Raw genomic sequence first — 19,672 nt, 5'->3', positions numbered from 1 at the left:
AAAGCATGGAATTCGTTTAACGATTCCATGCTTTTCTACAGAAAATATATTAACGTACTCGATATTTATAAATACAATAACAGAAGTATAAAATAGAAATTACGGATACATAAACCCATAGTTCATATACGAATCCCTCTCCCCATACTCCCATAAAATAAAAGAGTGAAGGCAACGTCAATGTTACCCATGATTGTACGAAGGCAATTCTTCCAAGATATTGATTGATATTCTTCTTTTGTGTATTTAATACAAAGAATAAATACCAAAGTAATGCCCACATAAACCACGTTAATGCATTAACAACATCGTGAAATTGAACAAATGAAACAACCATATAGAATAAAGCAATAATTGCTACCCACATACAAAACCAACCTAAACCGCTACTATCCATTCCTTTTATAAAGGTAACACCTACATATAAATAGGTTAATCCAAATAAGAAAGTAGCTGCATATGAATACACTGTCCAATTGCTTTGGTCAGAAGTCATGATCAAATAGAACGGAATAATAATTTGTAGTGCACCCACAAATAAATTAAAAACACCCGCACTTTTCATCTCTGCTTTCCCTAATATAACAAGACTATTTAAAAATAAAGCTGCACCCGAAAGTAATAATCCTACGTACCCCATATATCCTCATGTGAAAACCTTACATTTTCACACTGTACCCTCCCCGTCTTGTAAAAATTATATTATTCCTTATTCTCCTTCTTACTTACAACTACATACGAAGTTTTTTCGAAAATAAGTCAGACTTCCTACCTTAAAAAACAATAGAAAAACCCTTTTTATACATTTCATACAGTAATGATGTCAATCAAAATATATCACGCAATAAAAACGCTTTCAATAATACGTAATTCAAGCAAAAAGCTAATAAGATTATTTGATTATAAACGCACTTTAACAATGATACAAGTATTGGAATACTTTTCAATAGAACCGGTTGCTATTCAAATGCTATGGTCAGTAATATTTTATTACATTCTCTTTCCTAAATTGAACATATTACTGACCCCAAGCAGCATAATAAAGAATACAATTTATTATATACATAAAATATCCTACAAATTAATAAGAGAATGCTTTACTAACTACCTTAAATCATTTGATAGCCATTTTTATTATTTACCTGCCATCTCCAAGAATCTACACACATCTCTTCTAACCCATATTCTGCTTCCCATCCTAATTCTCGTTTCGCTTTAGATACATCAGCAAAACATACTGCTACATCACCAGGACGACGCCCTATCACTTTATAAGGTATTTTTTTACCTGAAACCTCCTCAAAAGCCTTTATCATCTCTAACACACTATACCCTTTACCTGTGCCAAGATTATATGCCTCTATTCCTTTCGTCTTAAGTACTTTCTCAAGTGCCTTTACATGTCCTTTTGCAAGGTCAACAACGTGAATATAATCACGGACACCTGTCCCGTCTTTTGTTGGATAATCGTTTCCGAATATATTTAGTTCCTTTAATTTACCTACCGCCACCTGCGTTACATATGGCATTAAATTATTCGGAATCCCATTTGGATCTTCTCCAATACGGCCACTTTTATGTGCTCCGAAGGGATTGAAATAACGAAGTAACGCAATACTCCATTCATCATCAGCTTTTGCCACATCACGCATAATTTGCTCAATCATTAATTTTGTTTGCCCATATGGATTTGTCACACTTAGTGGAAATTCTTCTGTAATTGGTGACGTTTTTGGAATTCCATATACAGTTGCAGATGAACTAAAAATAAACTTTTTAACATGATGTTTCTGCATCACATCACATAGTACGATTGTACTTATTATATTATTATAATAATATGTTAGAGGAATTGTAGTCGATTCCCCCACTGCTTTAAATCCAGCAAAATGTATAACCGCTTCAATGCTATTTTCCAAAAAAATCTCATTCATTTTTTCACGATTTAAAACACTTTCTTTATAAAATTCAAATTGTTTTCCTGTTATCTCTTTTACTCGGTTTAAAGACTCGATTGAACTATTTGAAAGATTATCTACGACTATAATTTTATAATTATTATTTAATAATTCTATACACGTATGACTACCAATATATCCTGCTCCACCCGTTATAAGTATCGCCATATATAGAGTCCCCCACTTATTATTAATTATAAAATTTTATAACCTCAATACACATCTATCCTACCATAAAAAGACTGATAATTTTAAAAATTTATTTTTAATTATTATTTATATAAAAAAGAGCCGCATAACCTTTACGTTATGCAACTCTTTAACATACATATGTGTCTATATCTTTATTTATTAATCAAGAAAAAATAAAAATTACTCGGAAATTTCAGCTTGTTAAATTACGTAGCAATATACACTTAAAAAGTGGGCAAGGCTTCCCAATAACACGAACACGTGAAAAATTTCATGATGCCCCATATGTTTAAACTCTAACCATTTTGGCTTTGTTCCATAAATAAATCCACCGATTGTATACAGAATGCCTCCAAGCACTAGAAGTACGATACCCCCTGCACTTAAGTTAGCAGCTAACGGTGCAAAGAACAGAACAATTAACCAGCCCATTGCAATATAAATTGCTGTTGATAACCATCTCGGGCAACTAAACCAAAACATTTTAAAAACAATACCACAAATGGCAGTTGCATAAACTAAACAAAATAATAATAAACCGTTTGCGGAATGTAATGTAATTAAACAAAATGGTGCATATGTACCTGCAATCAATATAAAAATCATAGAGTGATCAAGCTTCCGAAAGAAATAAATAACACGTTCACTGGCTACAACACTATGATATACAGCTGATGCTGTATACAGAACCATCATTCCGATACCAAACAAAATAACAGCTGTAATTGCCGCAAAAGATGGCATCTTAATAGAAACTTTTACAAGCATAGCTAATAATGCAATAAATGATAATACAGCTCCTCCCAAATGGGTAAAAGCATTAACTGGTTCTCTTACATAAGCATTCATATATACACCCCTCATATAATTACATGTAGTTTTAATAACTACATGTAATTATATACGCATTATTATTAGAGGTCAACATTTACAATTCATTTGTTTCGTAATACCATATTTAGAGATAAACTAAACATTATGCTCCACTAAGTTATAAAAGTGAGGGGTTCTACGTGGAAAATATAAATAAACTGCTTGAAACATTACATTTAGAAAAAAATATTACGCTTGAGGATATTCCAAATGTCGACTTGTATGTAGACCAGGTTGTCCAATTATTTGAAAATACTTATGCGGATACAACAAGAACCGATGATGAAAAAGTATTAACAAAAACAATGATTAACAATTACGCAAAAGGGAAACTGTTTATTCCAATCAAAAATAAAAAATACTCAAAAGAGCATATGATTTTAATCAGCTTAATTTATCAATTAAAAGGAGCCCTTTCCATTAATGACATAAAAAGCTCCTTAGAAAATATAAATGAATCCTTATTAAACGATGATTCATTCGAATTAAATACACTATATAAAGATTATCTTTCTCTTACCGAAAACAACGTCGAAAGCTTTACACAAGACGTAAATAACCGTGTTTCAGAAGTAAGTGAAATTTCTTCCTTAGAAGATCCGAATCTAGAGAAATTTTTATTACTAACATCATTTGTGTCGATGAGTAATATGTACAGACGATTGGCAGAGAAGTTAGTGGACGATTTAAAAGAATCGTAAATAAAAAAACTATCCACCTGTTACAGTGGATAGTTTTTTTATTTACTTAATTGCTTCATGGACTTTTAATTGTTTCCCTTTAATCGTTGTAGTTTTCATGGTCTTTAAAACAATTGGTCCTTTTCCATTTAATATTTCAACGTAAGAAACATTGTCCTGTATCGTAATAATTCCTATATCTTCTGCTGTAACACCTTTAATTTTAGCAATTGTGCCGACAAAATCTACCGCTCTAATTTTCTTTTTCTTCCCACCATTAAAGTACAGCTTCATAATCCCTTTGTTTAAGTCTGCACTTTTATCTTTCTTTATAATTGGTTTAGCATGTATTTTTTCCTCAAATACTGCCTTCCCTTTCATAACCTCTTCTTTTGAAGGTGCATATGCCTTTGGAATTTCAAAGCCGATGTACGCCTCAATTTCTTCTAAAAATCTATTTTCATACGGAGTTATGAATGTAATAGCTTTTCCTTTATTGCCAGCTCGTCCCGTTCTTCCCGTACGATGTACATAACTTTCTTTTTCTAACGGAATATCATAGTTAATAACATGTGTAATATTATCAATATCAATTCCTCTAGCAGCTACGTCTGTCGCTACTAAATAACGGAACTTTCCTTTTCTAAAATCGTCCATAACTTCAAAACGATCTTCTTGCACCATACCACCATGTATTTTGTCACAAGGATAGTTAACACGGTTTAACTGTCTAAATACGTGATCTACATTTTCTTGTGTACGGCAAAAAATAATACAACTATCTGGATTCTCAATTGTTGTTACATCTTTAAGAAGTGAAAGCTTCTCCTCTTCTCTCGTCTCAAAAAGTGTATGTTCAATTTTGTCTGTGGTAATCCCGGCAGCCTTAATTTCAATATGCGTTGGCGAATCCATATACGTACGGGATAACTTTTCAACATCTTCTGGAAGTGTTGCCGAAAATAGCATTGTCATTCGCTTTGTAGGTAATTCATCAATAATTGCCTCTACTTGATCAATAAAGCCCATATTTAGCATTTCATCTGCTTCATCAATGACTAAATACTTCAGACATTCTAAAGAAAGGGTACCTTTTTCAATATGATCTAACACACGGCCAGGAGTCCCCACTACGATATGTGTCTTTTGTTTTAACTCTAATTTTTGACGTGCAAATGGAGACTTACCATAAACGGCCGCAGCCTTAATTCTTTTGAAGCGGCCTATATTCGTAATATCTTCTTTCACTTGAACAGCAAGTTCTCTCGTCGGCGTCAAAACTAATGCTTGTGGCTTATTCTCTTCCCATTCCACCATTTCACAAAGTGGAATACCGAATGAAGCTGTTTTCCCACTTCCAGTTTGCGATTTTACAACAAGATCCTTCTTTTTCAATGCAACTGGAATAACCTCTCCTTGCACTTCTGTTGGATTTTCGTAGCCTAAACCAGTAAGTGCTCTTACAATTTCTTTACTTAATGCATAATTGGTAAAGCTTTTTTTATTCATATATTAACCTCATTTTATTCTGTATTATTTTTTTCTTTATCGTTTCCTATCACTGAATTATCATGTAGGTACTATCACCTTATTCATTATACTTGAAAGCTCACATAAAAAGGCAAATCGTGCAAGATTCATCTTTTTATATAGGAATAAACAGAAGGTTTCTTTATTCCGAAAAAAATTTTAGAAATATTATTTCAGAATAAAAATAACCTCCGTCATTCCATCTAATGTTCAACTAAATGATAATGCCTTTTCTTTTTAATGTTTGCCTTCAATAAAATAGTTGTTATCACTGACAACACTCCTATCTAGATTCTAATAAACGAACAATAAGGATAAAAAAATGTTTTAAATTCGCTTTTAACACTATTCCATCATATATATACTCTGTTTTTTTTAAAAATGTTAAGAAATACTTTGACTTCTTCATAAAAATGATGTAAATTATCCTATGGACGAACATTTTTAATTAATAGAAATAAAATATTCGTATTTTAGGGGTGTAAATGATGGAAAACGTATTTGACTATGAAGATATTCAATTAATTCCTGCAAAATGCATTGTAAACAGTCGATCTGAATGTGATACAACTGTCACTTTAGGTAAACATAAATTTAAATTACCTGTCGTACCTGCAAATATGCAAACGATTATTGATGAAAGAATTGCAACTTATTTAGCTGAAAACAATTACTTCTATATCATGCATCGTTTCCAGCCAGAGAAACGTATCTCATTTATTAGAGATATGCAATCACGTGGATTAATCGCTTCTATTAGCGTTGGTGTAAAAGAGGACGAATATGAATTCGTACAACAATTAGCTGCTGAGCAACTTACACCTGAATACATCACGATTGATATTGCACACGGACATTCTAATGCTGTAATCAACATGATTCAACATATTAAGAAGCATTTACCAGAAAGCTTCGTTATCGCTGGAAACGTTGGAACTCCAGAAGCGGTAAGAGAATTAGAAAACGCTGGTGCTGACGCAACAAAAGTTGGTATTGGACCTGGTAAAGTTTGTATTACTAAAATTAAAACAGGTTTTGGAACTGGCGGTTGGCAACTAGCTGCACTTCGCTGGTGTGCAAAAGCTGCAAGTAAGCCAATTATCGCTGACGGTGGTATTCGTACACACGGCGACGTAGCTAAATCTATTCGATTTGGGGCGACTATGGTTATGATCGGTTCTCTATTCGCTGGTCATGAAGAGTCTCCAGGGGAAACAATCGAAAAAGACGGCAAACTTTATAAAGAGTACTTCGGTTCAGCTTCTGAATTCCAAAAAGGTGAGAAGAAAAACGTTGAAGGTAAGAAAATGTTCGTTGAGCATAAAGGTTCTTTAGAAGATACTTTAATCGAAATGGAACAAGATCTTCAATCTTCTATCTCTTACGCTGGTGGAACAAAATTAGACTCAATTCGTACTGTAGATTATGTAGTCGTGAAAAACTCTATTTTCAACGGTGATAAAGTATATTAATTTTTAAATTTAACTCGAAGGACAAGCATTTTTATGCTTGTCCTTCTTTTTCATACATAGAAATGTAGATTATTTTCATTTTACTGAATTTTCTAGTATCATATTTTTAGATACTTATAATAAGGGGGATATAACAAATGAAAAATGTAATTGAGAAACGCCATATTCGCACAGAAGTCCCTACTGAACTAACATGGGACCTCTCTGATTTATTCGAATCTGATAAAGATTGGGAAACTGCATTACGTGTATTAACAGACGATATAAAAAAACTTGATGCGTTTAAAGGACAATTACACACTAGCCCCACTACCTTATTACATTGCCTACTTTTAGAAGAAGAGCTTTTAATGAAGTTAACAAAACTATACTCCTATGCAAATTTAAAAGAATCAACTGATCGTACAAATCCAGTTATTCAAGCGAACTCTTCCAAAATTGCTGCTTTATGGACGAAAGTACATACTGCACTATCCTTTATCCATAATGAAATTCTCTCATTCGATGAAGGAACAATTGAAAAGTATTTACACGAAGAAACAAAACTCGAACCTTTCCGTAAATCATTACTAGACATCCTACAAAAAAGACAGCACACGCTCTCTCCTAAAACAGAAGAAGCTCTTGCTGCACTTGGCGAAGTACATAATTCTCCATACAAAATTTACGGTATGACTAAATTAGCCGATATGGATTTTACCTCCATACAAGACGAACAAGGAAACGAACTCCCTGTATCATTTGCATTATTTGAAAGCAAATATGAGTTCTCTCCAAGCGCAGACATACGTAGAAAAGCATACTCATCATTTGTTTCCACCTTGAAACGATATAAGAATACAGTGGCAACAACATATGCTACTGAAGTAAAAAAACAAGTAACACTCTCTCGTTTACGCAAATTTGAATCTGTTACTCATATGCTTTTAGAACCTCAAAAAGTTCCACTTGAAATGTATAACAATCAACTTAATATTATTTATAAAGAATTAGCGCCTCATATGCGCCGTTTTGCAGATTTAAAAAAGAAAGTATTAGGACTCGATCAAATGCTGTTCTGCGACTTACATGCACCTTTAGATCCCGAATTTAATCCAACCATCACATACAAGGAGGCTGGTAAATTAATTCAAGATTCTTTAAAGGTGTTAGGCGATGAATATAGTTCCATTATCCAAAAAGGTTTCAAAGAAAGATGGGTGGATCTTGCAGATAACGTAGGCAAATCCACCGGAGCATTTTGTTCAAGCCCATATGGTTCTCATCCATACATTTTAATTACATGGCAAAATACGATGCGTGGATGCTTCACATTAGCACATGAATTTGGCCATGCTGGTCATTTTTATTTAGCAAATAAAAACCAGCGTATTATGAATGTACGTCCATCTATGTACTTTGTTGAAGCACCATCTACAATGAATGAATTACTATTAGCCCAGCATTTATTAGCGACTACTGACGACAAGAGAATGCGCAGATGGGTGATTCTGCAACTACTCGGCACATATTATCATAACTTTGTTACTCACTTACTTGAGGGAGAATATCAAAGAAGAGTATATACCCTAGCAGAAGAAGGCGAAGCACTTACAGCTACAACTTTAACTGAAATAAAAACAAATGTACTTTCGACATTCTGGGGAGATTCTGTAGAAATTGACGAAGGTGCTGGCTTAACTTGGATGCGCCAACCTCATTATTATATGGGCTTATATTCTTATACCTATTCCGCAGGCCTCACTGCATCTACTGCGGTAGCTCAAATGATTAAAGAGGAAGGACAACCTGCTGTTGATCGCTGGTTAGATGTACTTCGCGCTGGTGGTACGATGAAACCACTTGAATTAATGAAACATGCCGGAGTCGATATGTCAAAACCAGATGCAATCCGCAGGGCTGTTTCTTACGTCGGTTCCTTAATTGATGAATTAGAACGCTCTTATCAAGAATAAAAAATAAGCCCTCGCTTTATGAGGGCTTGTTTCATATTTATTTTCCAAATCTTTTACGGTATCCACATTTCCTACATAGCTCTTCGACTGCAACTCTTTTCGAAAATCCATCGACAATGTTTGTTGCTCTTTCACCTTCTATAATGTTAGAAAATGAGTCATTATTAATATTCCCAAGGTTAATAATCCCTTCACCATCTAAACAACAAGGAATAACCGTTCCGTTCGCTAAAATACCAGCTTGATTTCGAAGACCATGACAGAATCCTTTTCCGTCATCCTCTTCTTCATGTAATGCCGGCCACTGAAATTCATAGTCTTGATTAATAAAGACACGTTCCGCAATTTTTATACCTTTTCCTGGTGTAAGCTTCTCTTCGATTTGATAAGATAGGCCAAACTCATTTTCAATGATAGATAATAAATCTCTATTTTTCTGGATTTCAGCATTTGTTTTATTATCCTGAGTTAAATTCCATAACCGTAGTGAAACAATTAAATCCGATTGACTTGTCGCCTCTCTAATGAAGGAAAGTATACTCCTTACATAACCTTCTTTATCTTGCGAACCTGGATGCCCATCAAAACTGTGCAGTGAAAAATTCATTTGTCTTAAAGCAGGCTTATTTAACAGTCTATGCCTTCTCTTATTAATTAACGTTCCGTTCGTTGTAATATTAACTTTAAACCCTTTTTCATGGCTCAAATCTAACAGTTGATCTATTTTTGGATGGAGCAATGGCTCACCCTTCACGTGCAAATAAATGTAGTCTGTGTGAGGTTTAATTTGGTCTAATCTTTTAGCAAAATCCTCCACAGAAATGAATTGCTTCTGCCTTTCCGTCGGCGGACAAAAGCTGCACGCAAGATTACATACACTCGTAATCTCCAAGTAAAACTTTTTAAACTTCTTCACCTTTAATTCCTCACTTCTATGACTACTTATACTTTTTCCTCTTCATATTACAACACACTTTTTTATAAATAGAAACATACTTATTTTAGGAAACCTTCGTACTACCTATTAATATTTAAAAGACCATCGGTGGTTTTTTCCAATGGTCTTTTTATATACAAAAAGTAATTTTATTTATGATACGGTTCTCCACGATTAATACGAAACGCTCTATACACTTGCTCAAGCAATACTAATCGCATTAATTGGTGTGGTAATGTCATCTTTGAAAAAGAAAGAGATTCGTTTGAACGCTTCATTACTTCTGAACTTAGTCCAAGTGATCCACCAATTACAAATGCAACTTTACTCTTTCCATATGTAGCAAGACGATCTAAGCTTATTGCAAATTCTTCTGATGATTTTTGCTTTCCTTCTATCGCTAACGCAATGACATGCGTATCGTCAGAAATTTTATCCAGTATACGTATACCTTCTTTTTCTTTTACAATTAACATTTCTGCTTCACTTAAATTTTCTGGCGCCTTTTCATCTGGCAATTCAATTACTTCTACTTTTGCGTATGCAGATAATCGTTTTAAGTATTCTGCTATACCTTGTTTTAAATATTTTTCTTTTAATTTCCCAATTGAAATAATCGAGATATTCACACTCATTCCCCACCTTACAAACATGTTATCCACATAACTTATCCACATATCCACAATTGTTACCCACATATTGTGTGAGAATCTGTGTTCGATACAACATATGTCGCCTCGTTTTGACAAAATTCACATGTTTTTTTCTCTTTTTCTGAGTTATCCACACTGTTGATAACTGGTGCAACTTCACACTCATCCACAATAATGTCTAAAGCTAATTCAACATGTTCTAAACAACAAGGTAAATTCATATTCTTCACCTCACTTTTCTACAATAGAAAACAGGAGGTAGGCCCTCCTGTTTTTAATACTTTTGAATGCCTAGTTTAACCGTTGTTGTTGCTCGTTTTGTACCACGATAAAACGTAAGAGTCATTTTATCATTAATTTTTTTATCATATAAGGCCGTACGGAATCCGATAATATCGCGAACCGGTTTTCCATCTACTGCTACAATCACATCGTGTTCTCGTAAACCAGCATCTACACCTGGCGAAGGACTCTTCACATCTAAAATGCAAACTCCCTCTGTTACATTGCCTGGTAAATGCAATGTTTTTGACCAATGGTAATTTGGAATCTCATTTAACGATCTAAGTTCAATTCCAACATACGGTCTCCTTACTTTTCCGTACTTCTCTAATTCATTCATAATTGGGACAGCTCTAGTAACTGGAATAGCTAGTCCAATTCCTTCTACTTCTTTTGCTGCAATTTTCATTGAGTTAATACCTATTAATTGACCTGCCGCGTTTACAAGCGCACCACCACTATTACCTGGGTTAATTGCTGCGTCTGTTTGCAATACTTCTACTTGCCAATCATAATGTCCATCTTGATCTAAATCTACAGGGACAATACGTTCATTAGCCGAAATAATGCCTTGTGTGACAGTTCCAGAAAATTGTAGCCCCAGTGGGTTTCCAATCGCAATGACCGGTTCCCCTCTACGAACAGTATTAGAATCGCCAATTTCAATTATTTTTTTCACATGCTTTGCATCTATTTCTAGTACAGCTAAATCTGTGACTACATCGGTTCCTAATACTTTCCCAGGAACCTTCTTACCGTCACTTAAACTTACTTCAATACGATTTGCTCCAGCGACAACATGATTATTCGTTACAATATAAGCTTGGCCATCTGTCTTTTTATAAATTACACCTGATCCTGTACCAGCTTCTGAATCTGCCTCTGAAAAATTATCTCTTTGAATATTAATAACGCCAACAACAGCTTCAGACGCACGATCAACAGCATCAACGAAGCTAATCTGTTTAATTCCTTGAGCTTCAGCCATATTACTTCCACTTGCTTCAGCTTGCGGAAGCGCCCCCGCATCATTCGCAAATAAAGGAGCTCCAAATGCAAATAACGAAGCTCCTACAATTGTTCCTGCTATACTAGAAATAACAATACCTTTATGCTTCTTTTTTCTTGCACGTTTCATACGATAATTTTCTTCATCAATAAAGGACATATTTGTTCACCCATCTTCCTGAAAACAACTATATTCACCTTTATTGTTTACTAAAATGAAGAATTATACGTATTGAATTTTTGTAGGCATTTTCGGATCTGTATCATGAATTTCGAAGGCTTCTCCCACTCCAAATCCTTTTTCCTCTAATACTTGTGATACTGACATACGTGCTAGTTCTTTCATGTTATTATCTAAACTTAAATGGGCTAAATAAATATGTTTTGTCTCATCTGTAATTACATCCGCCATCGCTAATGCAGCGTCCTCATTACAAACGTGACCCACATCACTTAAAATACGTCGCTTAATACTCCATGGATAACGTCCCATACGAAGCATTTCCACGTCATGATTACTTTCAAACACGAAAGCATTAGCACCCTTAATAACACCTTTCATACGATCACTCACGTATCCCGTATCTGTAATAAGGGCTAACTTTCTATTATTGTTATGAAAAGCATAGAACATCGGCTCTGCCGCATCATGAGAAACCCCAAATGACTCGACCTCAATATCACCGAATGTTTTCACATCCCCAACTGAGAAAATAAACTTTTGCTCAGTTGGGATATTTCCTATTAAATGTTCCATTGCATTCCATGTTTTCTCATTTGCATAAACAGGTAAATCATATTTACGTGCCAATACACCTAACCCTTTAATATGGTCACTATGTTCATGTGTTACAAGAATACCTGATACATCATTTATATTTAGTTCTGCCTGTTTAAATAAAGCCTCTGTTGCTTTACCACTTAAACCTGCATCGACGAGTAATTTTTTTTCATCTGTTCCTACATATAGCATATTCCCTGTACTTCCACTTGCAAGTACGCTAAAATGCAACCCCATTCTTTCTCACTCCAGTATGTTCATCAACCACTTGATTTTCCCTTTCCCCTAATTCCATAACTTGTCCTTCAATTGCATTTACAAAGAAGTCCTGCTTCTGCTCCGTTTTTAAATTCCATGTTGGAGCGAATACTTGGTTATTAGAAGTAGATGCGGTAAGGGTGGCATAACCAATTTGTGCTTCTTTTACATGTGTATTCCCATGAACTTTATTTTTTAAATACAGATTTTCTAAAGCTGTTTGAGCAGTAATAATTTCTTGCTGTTTCGTTTTTTCACTTTCGCCCATTTCTTTTAAATCAGTTAGCATCGTCTGCGTGTACGACACAAGTTCATTTTTTTCATTTAATTCCACAACAATCATTGCCTGATCGTTATAGAAAATAGGCTTATCTTTATATTTTTGGAAGAAGTAAATTTTAGAGTCTTTCATCGCCCCAAACTCATACTTTTGTCCATCCAATACATAGTTCTTCAAAAAATCACTATACTTATCTTTGGATAATGATTTTGTATTTAAAAAGGGCTCTTTTAGCTTACTTTCTATCTTGTACATATTTTGTATATGCGCCGTTTGACTCTTTAAAGACTGTACATCTTCTTCTTTAAATGCCTTGTTTTCCGCCCTAATAAATGACTCTTTTTTCGGTTCTTTAGGGAAATTACCCATAGTAATTTTGTTTGCTTTTAATTCTTGATCTATCTTTGTTTCTGCAATAAGCTCCAATTGATTACTATCTTGCTTTTGAATGAATTGAAAAATGAGAAAGAGGTCCAAAACAAAAAAGGTCACAATAAATATGGTTTTAATCCGATCCCAATCCATTTAGTCCTCCCTCACTCCACTCATATATTTTTTGTTTACCCGCTTCATCTTCAACAAACTTTACATACCAAATTGGCTGTAGTCGAGCTACTTGCCCATCTAGTGACAATTTGTATCCAATACCAATGTCTTTAATGAATCGTTTATCTACCGCGGCATTATTTTCTAAGGATGCTATTACAACGTGACCTGATGGAAGAGTAACCTTCTGTTCTATACCTTTCGTATTTAAAGACAACAACGGTCTTTCATATTCCATTACTTCTTCTGATCCCCATATTTGTCTCAATTCAGCTAATCCATCTGTATTGAATACGGAATATCCATCTTCATGTAAACGGAATACCGTCTGTCCTTTATTCATATAGTCCAAACGATATGAATCCAAACTCCCACTGTGACCATTTACAAAATCAAAGCTTTTTTGTAAAAGCATTAAATTATCTGTCGTTTTCTCACTTGAAACAGAAGAATTTTTATACTTTAGCATATGACGATCATTTTCAATCTCCATGGACCTAATACCATCTGTAAATGTTTCTTTCGATTTCTCGGTAATAGGGCTTAAATAACGTGGGTCACTAAAAAGAGCATTCTTAAATGTGTCGACCGCTAAATTAGATGAAATATATGTTATATTACTCAATTCTGTCGTTCCATCTGGTAAAAATAGCTTTTTCATATCATTAATTTGATAGTCAAAATAAGGTTTTGCCGATACTATAAATTGATTTTGTGCATTTACAATATCTTTTAAATACACACCACTTAATTTTGCTTCATATATTCTAGAGTTATCGCCATCAGAAACAAAATTAATTTTAATTTCTTGATCCCTACTTCTAGAAGGGTCAAGAATAATTCGATTAAAATGTTTAGGCTTATCTATACTTTTTTCTTTCATATTAAACATAGATTTAACTGCATCAAATGGGATGTTGGTAGGAAAAACAAGTTCCATTTTCCCTTCACCATGCACATAAGAAAGGAAATCAGCCTTAGCAATCGATATCTCTTTGAAATCATGTAATTCCCCTGCTTCCAAAGGTTTATAGATTGATTCTATATCGCCCTCTCTTTTGCTCCCGTAATGATTTTTATCTTTATGCACGATGATAGAAGTAGGGCGGACAACATCAGCGATTTTAGTTTGAGTAATTCCTTCATTCCCCTGCACAAATTTTGCGTTTTGCATAGACGTGGAATCTGGCACATACGTCCATAAGTTAAAAGTAAGAAATAGGCTAATTACAACTAAATTAATTAAAACTATCGTTTTAACATTTTCCATACTCATTCCCAATCGTCCTCTTCATCCGCTGCCATTGGCAATGTGAAGTAAATAGTTGTCCCTTTTCCTTCCTCACTCTTCGCCCAAATCGAGCCACCATGTGCCTCAATCATTTCTTTCGCAATTGCTAATCCAAGTCCTGTACCACCCATTTGTCTTGAACGTGCTTTATCTACGCGATAAAAACGTTCAAAGATTTTATCGACGTTTTCTTTTGGAATACCCATTCCTTGGTCACTTACACTAATCTCTAATAATTCCCCGCGATCACGTAAGCGATATGTTACTGTTCCACCTTCTGGTGAATACTTTAATGCATTCGAAATAATGTTATACAAAACTTGCGTAATTTTATCCGTATCCATATCAATAAATCGGGATTTCTTAGAGAAAGATCGTTTGAAACTTACGTTTTGCTCTTTAGACATTTCAAAACGATCAATAATGTTATTAAAGAAGTCAGTAAAGTCGACCCATTCTTTCATTAAACGATGTTCTGTACTATCAAGTTTAGAAAGTTGCAATAACGCATTTACAAGTCTAATCATTCTTTCTGTTTCTTCTTGTGTAACTGTTAAAAATTGCGGTGCAATATTCGGATCTTGCCACGCGCCGTCCGTAAGTGCCTCTAAGTAACTGCGCATCGTTGTTAATGGCGTTCTTAATTCATGGGAAACGTTTGCCACAAACTCACGGCGTTCCCTTTCTATACGCTCCTGCTCAGTTACATCATATAATACGGCAATTAAACCATTTGCTTTCCCTGTCTCTTTTTGAATAACAGAGAAACTAGCACGTAAAATATATGGCTCATTTCTCGTACTAAAATCTAATAAAACAGAATCAGGCTCTTCGTATAAATGATCGAGCGTAAATTCTTCTTGTATCCCTAATACTTCTAAAACAGATTGATCGAGCGCCGTTTCACGAGAAACATTTAGCATCTTTTCCGCAGGATCATTTAATAAAATAATGTCCCCTTTTCGGTCAGTAGCAATTACTCCATCTGTCATATGTGATAAAACAGATGATAATTTACGTCTTTCACTTTCCGTTGAAGAACGAGCTTGTTGTAATTTTTTTGATAAATTATTGAAAGATAATGCTAATTGTCCAATTTCATCATGGCTATGCACTTTTACTTTTCTTGAATAGTTTCCTTTTGCCATTTCAATCGCTTGTCTTCGCATATCTGAGATTGGTCTCGTAATCGTTTGAGCTAACAAAATTCCAAGTACAGCTGTTACGAGTAATGCAATAACGGTTCCAGTCGCAAAAATTTGATTAATATCCTTCATCTGTTTATAAACATCTTCCATAGATGCAACAATGTAAATAACACCAAGTGCATCCTTGCCGTTATCATCTAGAATAGGAGTAAGCATAACTTGTACACGATGGCCTGTACGACCATCTTTCTCAATTTTCACTTCTGGCTTTTTTTGTACCAATACCCGCTGAACAGCTATATCAGTTGATGTTCTATTTACCTTGTTTTGCTTTGACTCATCTGAAATAGCGAGTAACTTTCTATGCGAATCAAATACACTTACCTCTTGGATATCTTTCTTTCGATCAGAGGCAAATTTTCGAATTGAAGTTTTAATCGTTTCATCTGTTGATTCTGTTTCTGCTTTTGTATAACTTTTTTTAAACTCTTGTTTCAGGTTATATGATAATAGGTTCGTTTGCTGCGTTAAAGAATCTCTAAAGCCTTGTACAAGACTCTTTTCTAACTCTCTTACAAAATATACCCCAATAACCTGCATAGCTATCAATATTAATAGCATATATATGAGTACAAATTTTAAATGAATAGATTGAAAAAAACCAACTTTCTTCATATACTATTCCTGCTCTGGGTCACGCAAGTAATACCCTACTCCACGTCTAGTTACAATTAAAGTAGGATGACTTGGATTATCTTCAATTTTTTCACGTAAACGACGCACTGTTACATCCACTGTACGTACATCTCCAAAATAGTCATAACCCCAAACTGTTTGCAATAAATGTTCACGAGTCATAACTTGTCCTAAATGTTTGGCTAAATAATGTAGTAGCTCAAATTCACGATGTGTAAGTTCAATATTTTCCTCACGTTTCGTTACACTATACGCATTTGAATTGATAACGATTGGTCCAATAACCATTTCCGTATTTTCTTCTTTTTCTGCAGCACCACCTTGTTGATGGCGACGTAAATTCGCCTTCACACGAGCAAGTAATTCCCTCGTACTAAATGGCTTCGTTACATAATCATCTGCTCCAAGCTCAAGCCCTAATACTTTATCAATTTCAGAGTCCTTTGCTGTAAGCATAATAATCGGCATTTCTGAGCTTTTACGTATTTCACGGCAAACCTCTAAGCCATCCTTACCTGGTAGCATAATATCTAATAAAACCATATCTGGCTGCTCTTCATTCGCTTTTTCAATCGCTTCATCACCATCATGCGCCATTACAATTTCAAAACCTTCTTTTTCTAGGTTGAACTTCAAAATATCCGCAATCGGCTTTTCATCATCAACTACTAAAATTTTCTTTCCCATCATCGTCTATTTCCTCCTTATAAAGTGAAACTTTAATCGGTGGGGGTTTTCTTCATCCCACACCGATTATTAGTTGAACCAATCGGGCATTTATGGGCCGTTGATCCCACACCTAACTTCTTTACCTTCGCTGAATTTTTGGGTGGGGTCTTACTACCCGGCAAATAGCGGGTAAAAATATGGTCAATATCCCTAAACACATTGATGTCTACATAGTATGTCCCTATATGACCGCATCTTTTGCTTAAGTACTTTCTCCTCTATTCTCACAGACTCATGTATGATCCACTTTTACACAGAATCCTATACGATCTATAGAAAAACCTCTAGCTTCAACTGCTAGAGGCTCCTCATTCTATTGTAAAATAACTACCCACATTTGTAAAACTGGACAAAATAAAAAGGATATTAAGTGGGCCCACTTAATATCCTGAGAGTGGCTCGGGACGGAATCGAACCGCCGACACGAGGATTTTCAGTCCTCTGCTCTACCGACTGAGCTACCGAGCCAAAACTATATATAAAACCACTAATGGTGGTATAAACAAAAGTGGCGGTCCCGACCGGGGTCGAACCGGCGATCTCCTGCGTGACAGGCAGGCATGTTAACCACTACACCACGGGACCAAAAATGAACATAAAAAAAAACATGACCCGTACGGGATTCGAACCCGTGTTACCGCCGTGAAAGGGCGGTGTCTTAACCACTTGACCAACGGGCCACGAAAAATAAAATGGTGAGCCATGAAGGATTCGAACCTTCGACCCTCTGATTAAAAGTCAGATGCTCTACCAACTGAGCTAATGGCTCATACTCACCAACGTCATATTTTCGTGACGACAAGATGTATCATAACATGCTTTCTTTGTTTTTTGCAATACCTTTTTTTATTTTTTTATAAAAGATAAGAAAAAACTCATGCGGACATGAGTTTTTTCTCAAAAATATCAATTAAGCTTCGTATACGTTACGAACAATATTTGTTTGGTTACGATCTGGTCCAACTGAGAACATAGATAATTGAATTCCTGTTAACTCAGAAACACGTTCTACATATTTTCGTGCATTTTCAGGAAGCTCGTCTAATGATTTTACACCAGTAATATCTTCTGTCCAACCTGGAAGCTCTTCGTATACAGGCTCACATTTCGCTAAAATGTTTAAGTTTGCTGGAACTTCATCGATCACTTCGCCATTGTATTTGTAAGCAACGCAAATTTTAAGAGTCGGAATACCTGTTAGAACGTCGATAGAATTTAATGATAAATCTGTTAAACCACTAACACGACGTGCATGTCTTACAACAACGCTATCGAACCAACCTACGCGGCGTGGACGACCAGTTGTCGTTCCATACTCACGACCAACTTCACGAATTTGATGACCAATTTCATCATGAAGCTCAGTAGGGAAAGGACCATCACCTACGCGACTTGTATATGCTTTACACACACCTACAACGCGAGTAACTTTCGCAGGACCAACTCCAGTTCCAACTGTTACACCACCAGCAATCGGGTTAGAAGATGTAACGAACGGGTACGTACCGTGGTCGATATCAAGCATAACACCTTGTGCACCTTCAAATAATACACGGTGATTGTTATCTAGTGCATCATTTAATACAACAGACGTATCACATACATATTGCGCGATTTGTTGTCCGTACTCGAAGTACTCTTCGAAGATTTCTTCTACACTGAAACCTTCTGTATCGTACATTTTTTCAAATAAACGATTTTTTTCTACTAAATTGCGCTCAAGCTTTTCTTTAAATGCTTCACGGTCTAAAAGATCAGCCATACGAATACCAATACGAGCAGCTTTATCCATATATGCAGGACCGATACCTTTTTTCGTTGTACCGATTTTGTTATCACCTTTACTAGCTTCTTCTAATTCATCCTGTTTTAAGTGATAAGGTAAAATAACGTGCGCACGGTTACTTACACGTAAATTGTCAGTACTTACACCACGATCGTGTAAGTATTTTAACTCTTCAAGTAATGCTTTCGGATCTACTACTAAGCCATTTCCGATTACACAAATTTTCTCTTTATAGAAAATACCAGATGGAATTAAGTGTAATTTATATTTAACTCCGCCGAAAACAATTGTATGTCCCGCGTTATTTCCACCTTGATATCTTGCAACTACTTCCGCATGCTCAGAAAGAAAATCAGTGATTTTACCTTTTCCTTCGTCGCCCCATTGTGTTCCTACAACTACTACTGAAGACATTATTAAAGCACCTCCGCGATTTTCAAACGATCTATTCAAACAATATAATTGTACCAAAACCGAAAAAGAAGTCAACCAAAAAGCGAACATTTTTTTACTAAAAAACATTTTCGTTCGTAAGAATTATATTTTCACACTATGAAAGCCTTATCTTTCCTATAAAAAAAAAGAAACACATCTTATTATAAGAAATGCATTTCTTT

General features: G+C 35.1%; 17 protein-coding genes and 4 tRNA genes. 3 read left to right on the top strand and 18 right to left on the bottom strand.

All coding sequences use genetic code 11. From position 1 onward, the window contains the following. Positions 1-49: 49 nt before the first annotated feature. The 3 genes from QEP67_RS00220 to QEP67_RS00210 form a co-directional block, all read right to left on the bottom strand. Positions 50-640, bottom strand: a complete 591-nt coding sequence (locus QEP67_RS00220) for an AmiS/UreI family transporter (protein WP_000542577.1) — start codon at positions 638-640, stop codon at positions 50-52. A 469-nt stretch (positions 641-1,109) separates the two neighbouring features. Continuing rightward, positions 1,110-2,126 (bottom strand): UDP-glucose 4-epimerase GalE, encoded by a 1,017-nt coding sequence (galE, locus tag QEP67_RS00215; protein ID WP_000996151.1) that lies wholly within the window; start codon positions 2,124-2,126, stop codon positions 1,110-1,112. A gap of 225 nt (positions 2,127-2,351) precedes the next feature. After that, positions 2,352-2,999: a hemolysin III family protein gene (locus QEP67_RS00210; RefSeq protein ID WP_000995375.1), complete on the bottom strand. Its 648-nt coding sequence runs from the start codon at positions 2,997-2,999 to the stop codon at positions 2,352-2,354. A 164-nt stretch (positions 3,000-3,163) separates the two neighbouring features. Between QEP67_RS00210 and QEP67_RS00205 the strand changes: the two genes are divergently transcribed. Continuing rightward, the gene (locus tag QEP67_RS00205) at positions 3,164-3,724 is read left to right on the top strand and encodes a DUF1836 domain-containing protein (RefSeq protein ID WP_061671892.1); all 561 of its coding nucleotides are present in this window, start codon (positions 3,164-3,166) and stop codon (positions 3,722-3,724) included. Between the two features lie 42 nt (positions 3,725-3,766). Here QEP67_RS00205 and QEP67_RS00200 read toward each other — a convergent pair whose 3' ends face one another. Beyond that, positions 3,767-5,212: a DEAD/DEAH box helicase gene (locus tag QEP67_RS00200; protein ID WP_001036321.1), complete on the bottom strand. Its 1,446-nt coding sequence runs from the start codon at positions 5,210-5,212 to the stop codon at positions 3,767-3,769. Between the two features lie 509 nt (positions 5,213-5,721). Between QEP67_RS00200 and guaC the strand changes: the two genes are divergently transcribed. Next, positions 5,722-6,705: a GMP reductase gene (guaC, locus tag QEP67_RS00195; RefSeq protein WP_000432444.1), complete on the top strand. Its 984-nt coding sequence runs from the start codon at positions 5,722-5,724 to the stop codon at positions 6,703-6,705. A gap of 137 nt (positions 6,706-6,842) precedes the next feature. After that, on the top strand, positions 6,843-8,660 hold the full coding sequence (gene pepF, locus QEP67_RS00190; protein ID WP_353706485.1) for an oligoendopeptidase F: 1,818 nt from the start codon (positions 6,843-6,845) through the stop codon (positions 8,658-8,660). A 37-nt stretch (positions 8,661-8,697) separates the two neighbouring features. On the opposite strand, the gene QEP67_RS00185 is transcribed toward pepF, so the two are convergent. The 14 genes from QEP67_RS00185 to QEP67_RS00120 form a co-directional block, all read right to left on the bottom strand. After that, the gene (locus QEP67_RS00185) at positions 8,698-9,576 is read right to left on the bottom strand and encodes a radical SAM/SPASM domain-containing protein (RefSeq protein ID WP_000713629.1); all 879 of its coding nucleotides are present in this window, start codon (positions 9,574-9,576) and stop codon (positions 8,698-8,700) included. A gap of 170 nt (positions 9,577-9,746) precedes the next feature. Further along, the gene (gene rlmH / locus QEP67_RS00180) at positions 9,747-10,226 is read right to left on the bottom strand and encodes a 23S rRNA (pseudouridine(1915)-N(3))-methyltransferase RlmH (RefSeq protein ID WP_001027000.1); all 480 of its coding nucleotides are present in this window, start codon (positions 10,224-10,226) and stop codon (positions 9,747-9,749) included. Positions 10,227-10,285: 59 nt separating this feature from the next. Further along, positions 10,286-10,471 (bottom strand): CxxH/CxxC protein, encoded by a 186-nt coding sequence (locus tag QEP67_RS00175; RefSeq protein WP_001052833.1) that lies wholly within the window; start codon positions 10,469-10,471, stop codon positions 10,286-10,288. A gap of 53 nt (positions 10,472-10,524) precedes the next feature. Next, positions 10,525-11,700, bottom strand: coding sequence for a S1C family serine protease (locus QEP67_RS00170; RefSeq protein ID WP_000008036.1), 1,176 nt, complete (start codon positions 11,698-11,700; stop codon positions 10,525-10,527). Positions 11,701-11,763: 63 nt separating this feature from the next. Next, a complete protein-coding gene (locus tag QEP67_RS00165; protein ID WP_000522836.1) occupies positions 11,764-12,558 on the bottom strand; it encodes an MBL fold metallo-hydrolase in 795 nt (264 codons plus the stop codon). Then, entirely contained in the window at positions 12,542-13,384 is an 843-nt protein-coding gene (locus QEP67_RS00160; protein WP_000383733.1) for a two-component system regulatory protein YycI, read from the bottom strand. Before QEP67_RS00160 ends, QEP67_RS00165 begins: the two co-directional genes overlap by 17 nt. Then, a complete protein-coding gene (yycH, locus tag QEP67_RS00155; protein ID WP_000061585.1) occupies positions 13,365-14,681 on the bottom strand; it encodes a two-component system activity regulator YycH in 1,317 nt (438 codons plus the stop codon). Before yycH ends, QEP67_RS00160 begins: the two co-directional genes overlap by 20 nt. Further along, entirely contained in the window at positions 14,678-16,519 is a 1,842-nt protein-coding gene (walK, locus tag QEP67_RS00150) for a cell wall metabolism sensor histidine kinase WalK (RefSeq protein ID WP_000755378.1), read from the bottom strand. The genes yycH and walK overlap by 4 nt, the downstream gene beginning before the upstream one ends. A gap of 3 nt (positions 16,520-16,522) precedes the next feature. Then, positions 16,523-17,230: a cell wall metabolism DNA-binding response regulator WalR gene (gene walR / locus QEP67_RS00145; RefSeq protein WP_000971866.1), complete on the bottom strand. Its 708-nt coding sequence runs from the start codon at positions 17,228-17,230 to the stop codon at positions 16,523-16,525. 434 nt (positions 17,231-17,664) lie between these two features. Then, positions 17,665-17,737, bottom strand: a tRNA-Phe gene (locus QEP67_RS00140). A gap of 41 nt (positions 17,738-17,778) precedes the next feature. Further along, positions 17,779-17,854: transfer RNA gene (locus QEP67_RS00135), tRNA-Asp, on the bottom strand. 23 nt (positions 17,855-17,877) lie between these two features. Continuing rightward, positions 17,878-17,949 (bottom strand) — tRNA-Glu (locus QEP67_RS00130). 13 nt (positions 17,950-17,962) lie between these two features. Next, positions 17,963-18,038 (bottom strand) — tRNA-Lys (locus QEP67_RS00125). A gap of 141 nt (positions 18,039-18,179) precedes the next feature. Then, entirely contained in the window at positions 18,180-19,469 is a 1,290-nt protein-coding gene (locus QEP67_RS00120) for an adenylosuccinate synthase (RefSeq protein WP_000100228.1), read from the bottom strand. Positions 19,470-19,672 lie beyond the last annotated feature (203 nt).

The organism is Bacillus cereus group sp. MS39 (assembly GCF_040448665.1).
Taxonomy (GTDB): Bacteria; Bacillota; Bacilli; order Bacillales; family Bacillaceae_G; genus Bacillus_A; species Bacillus_A wiedmannii.
This window is presented reverse-complemented; position numbering and strand designations above follow the sequence as displayed.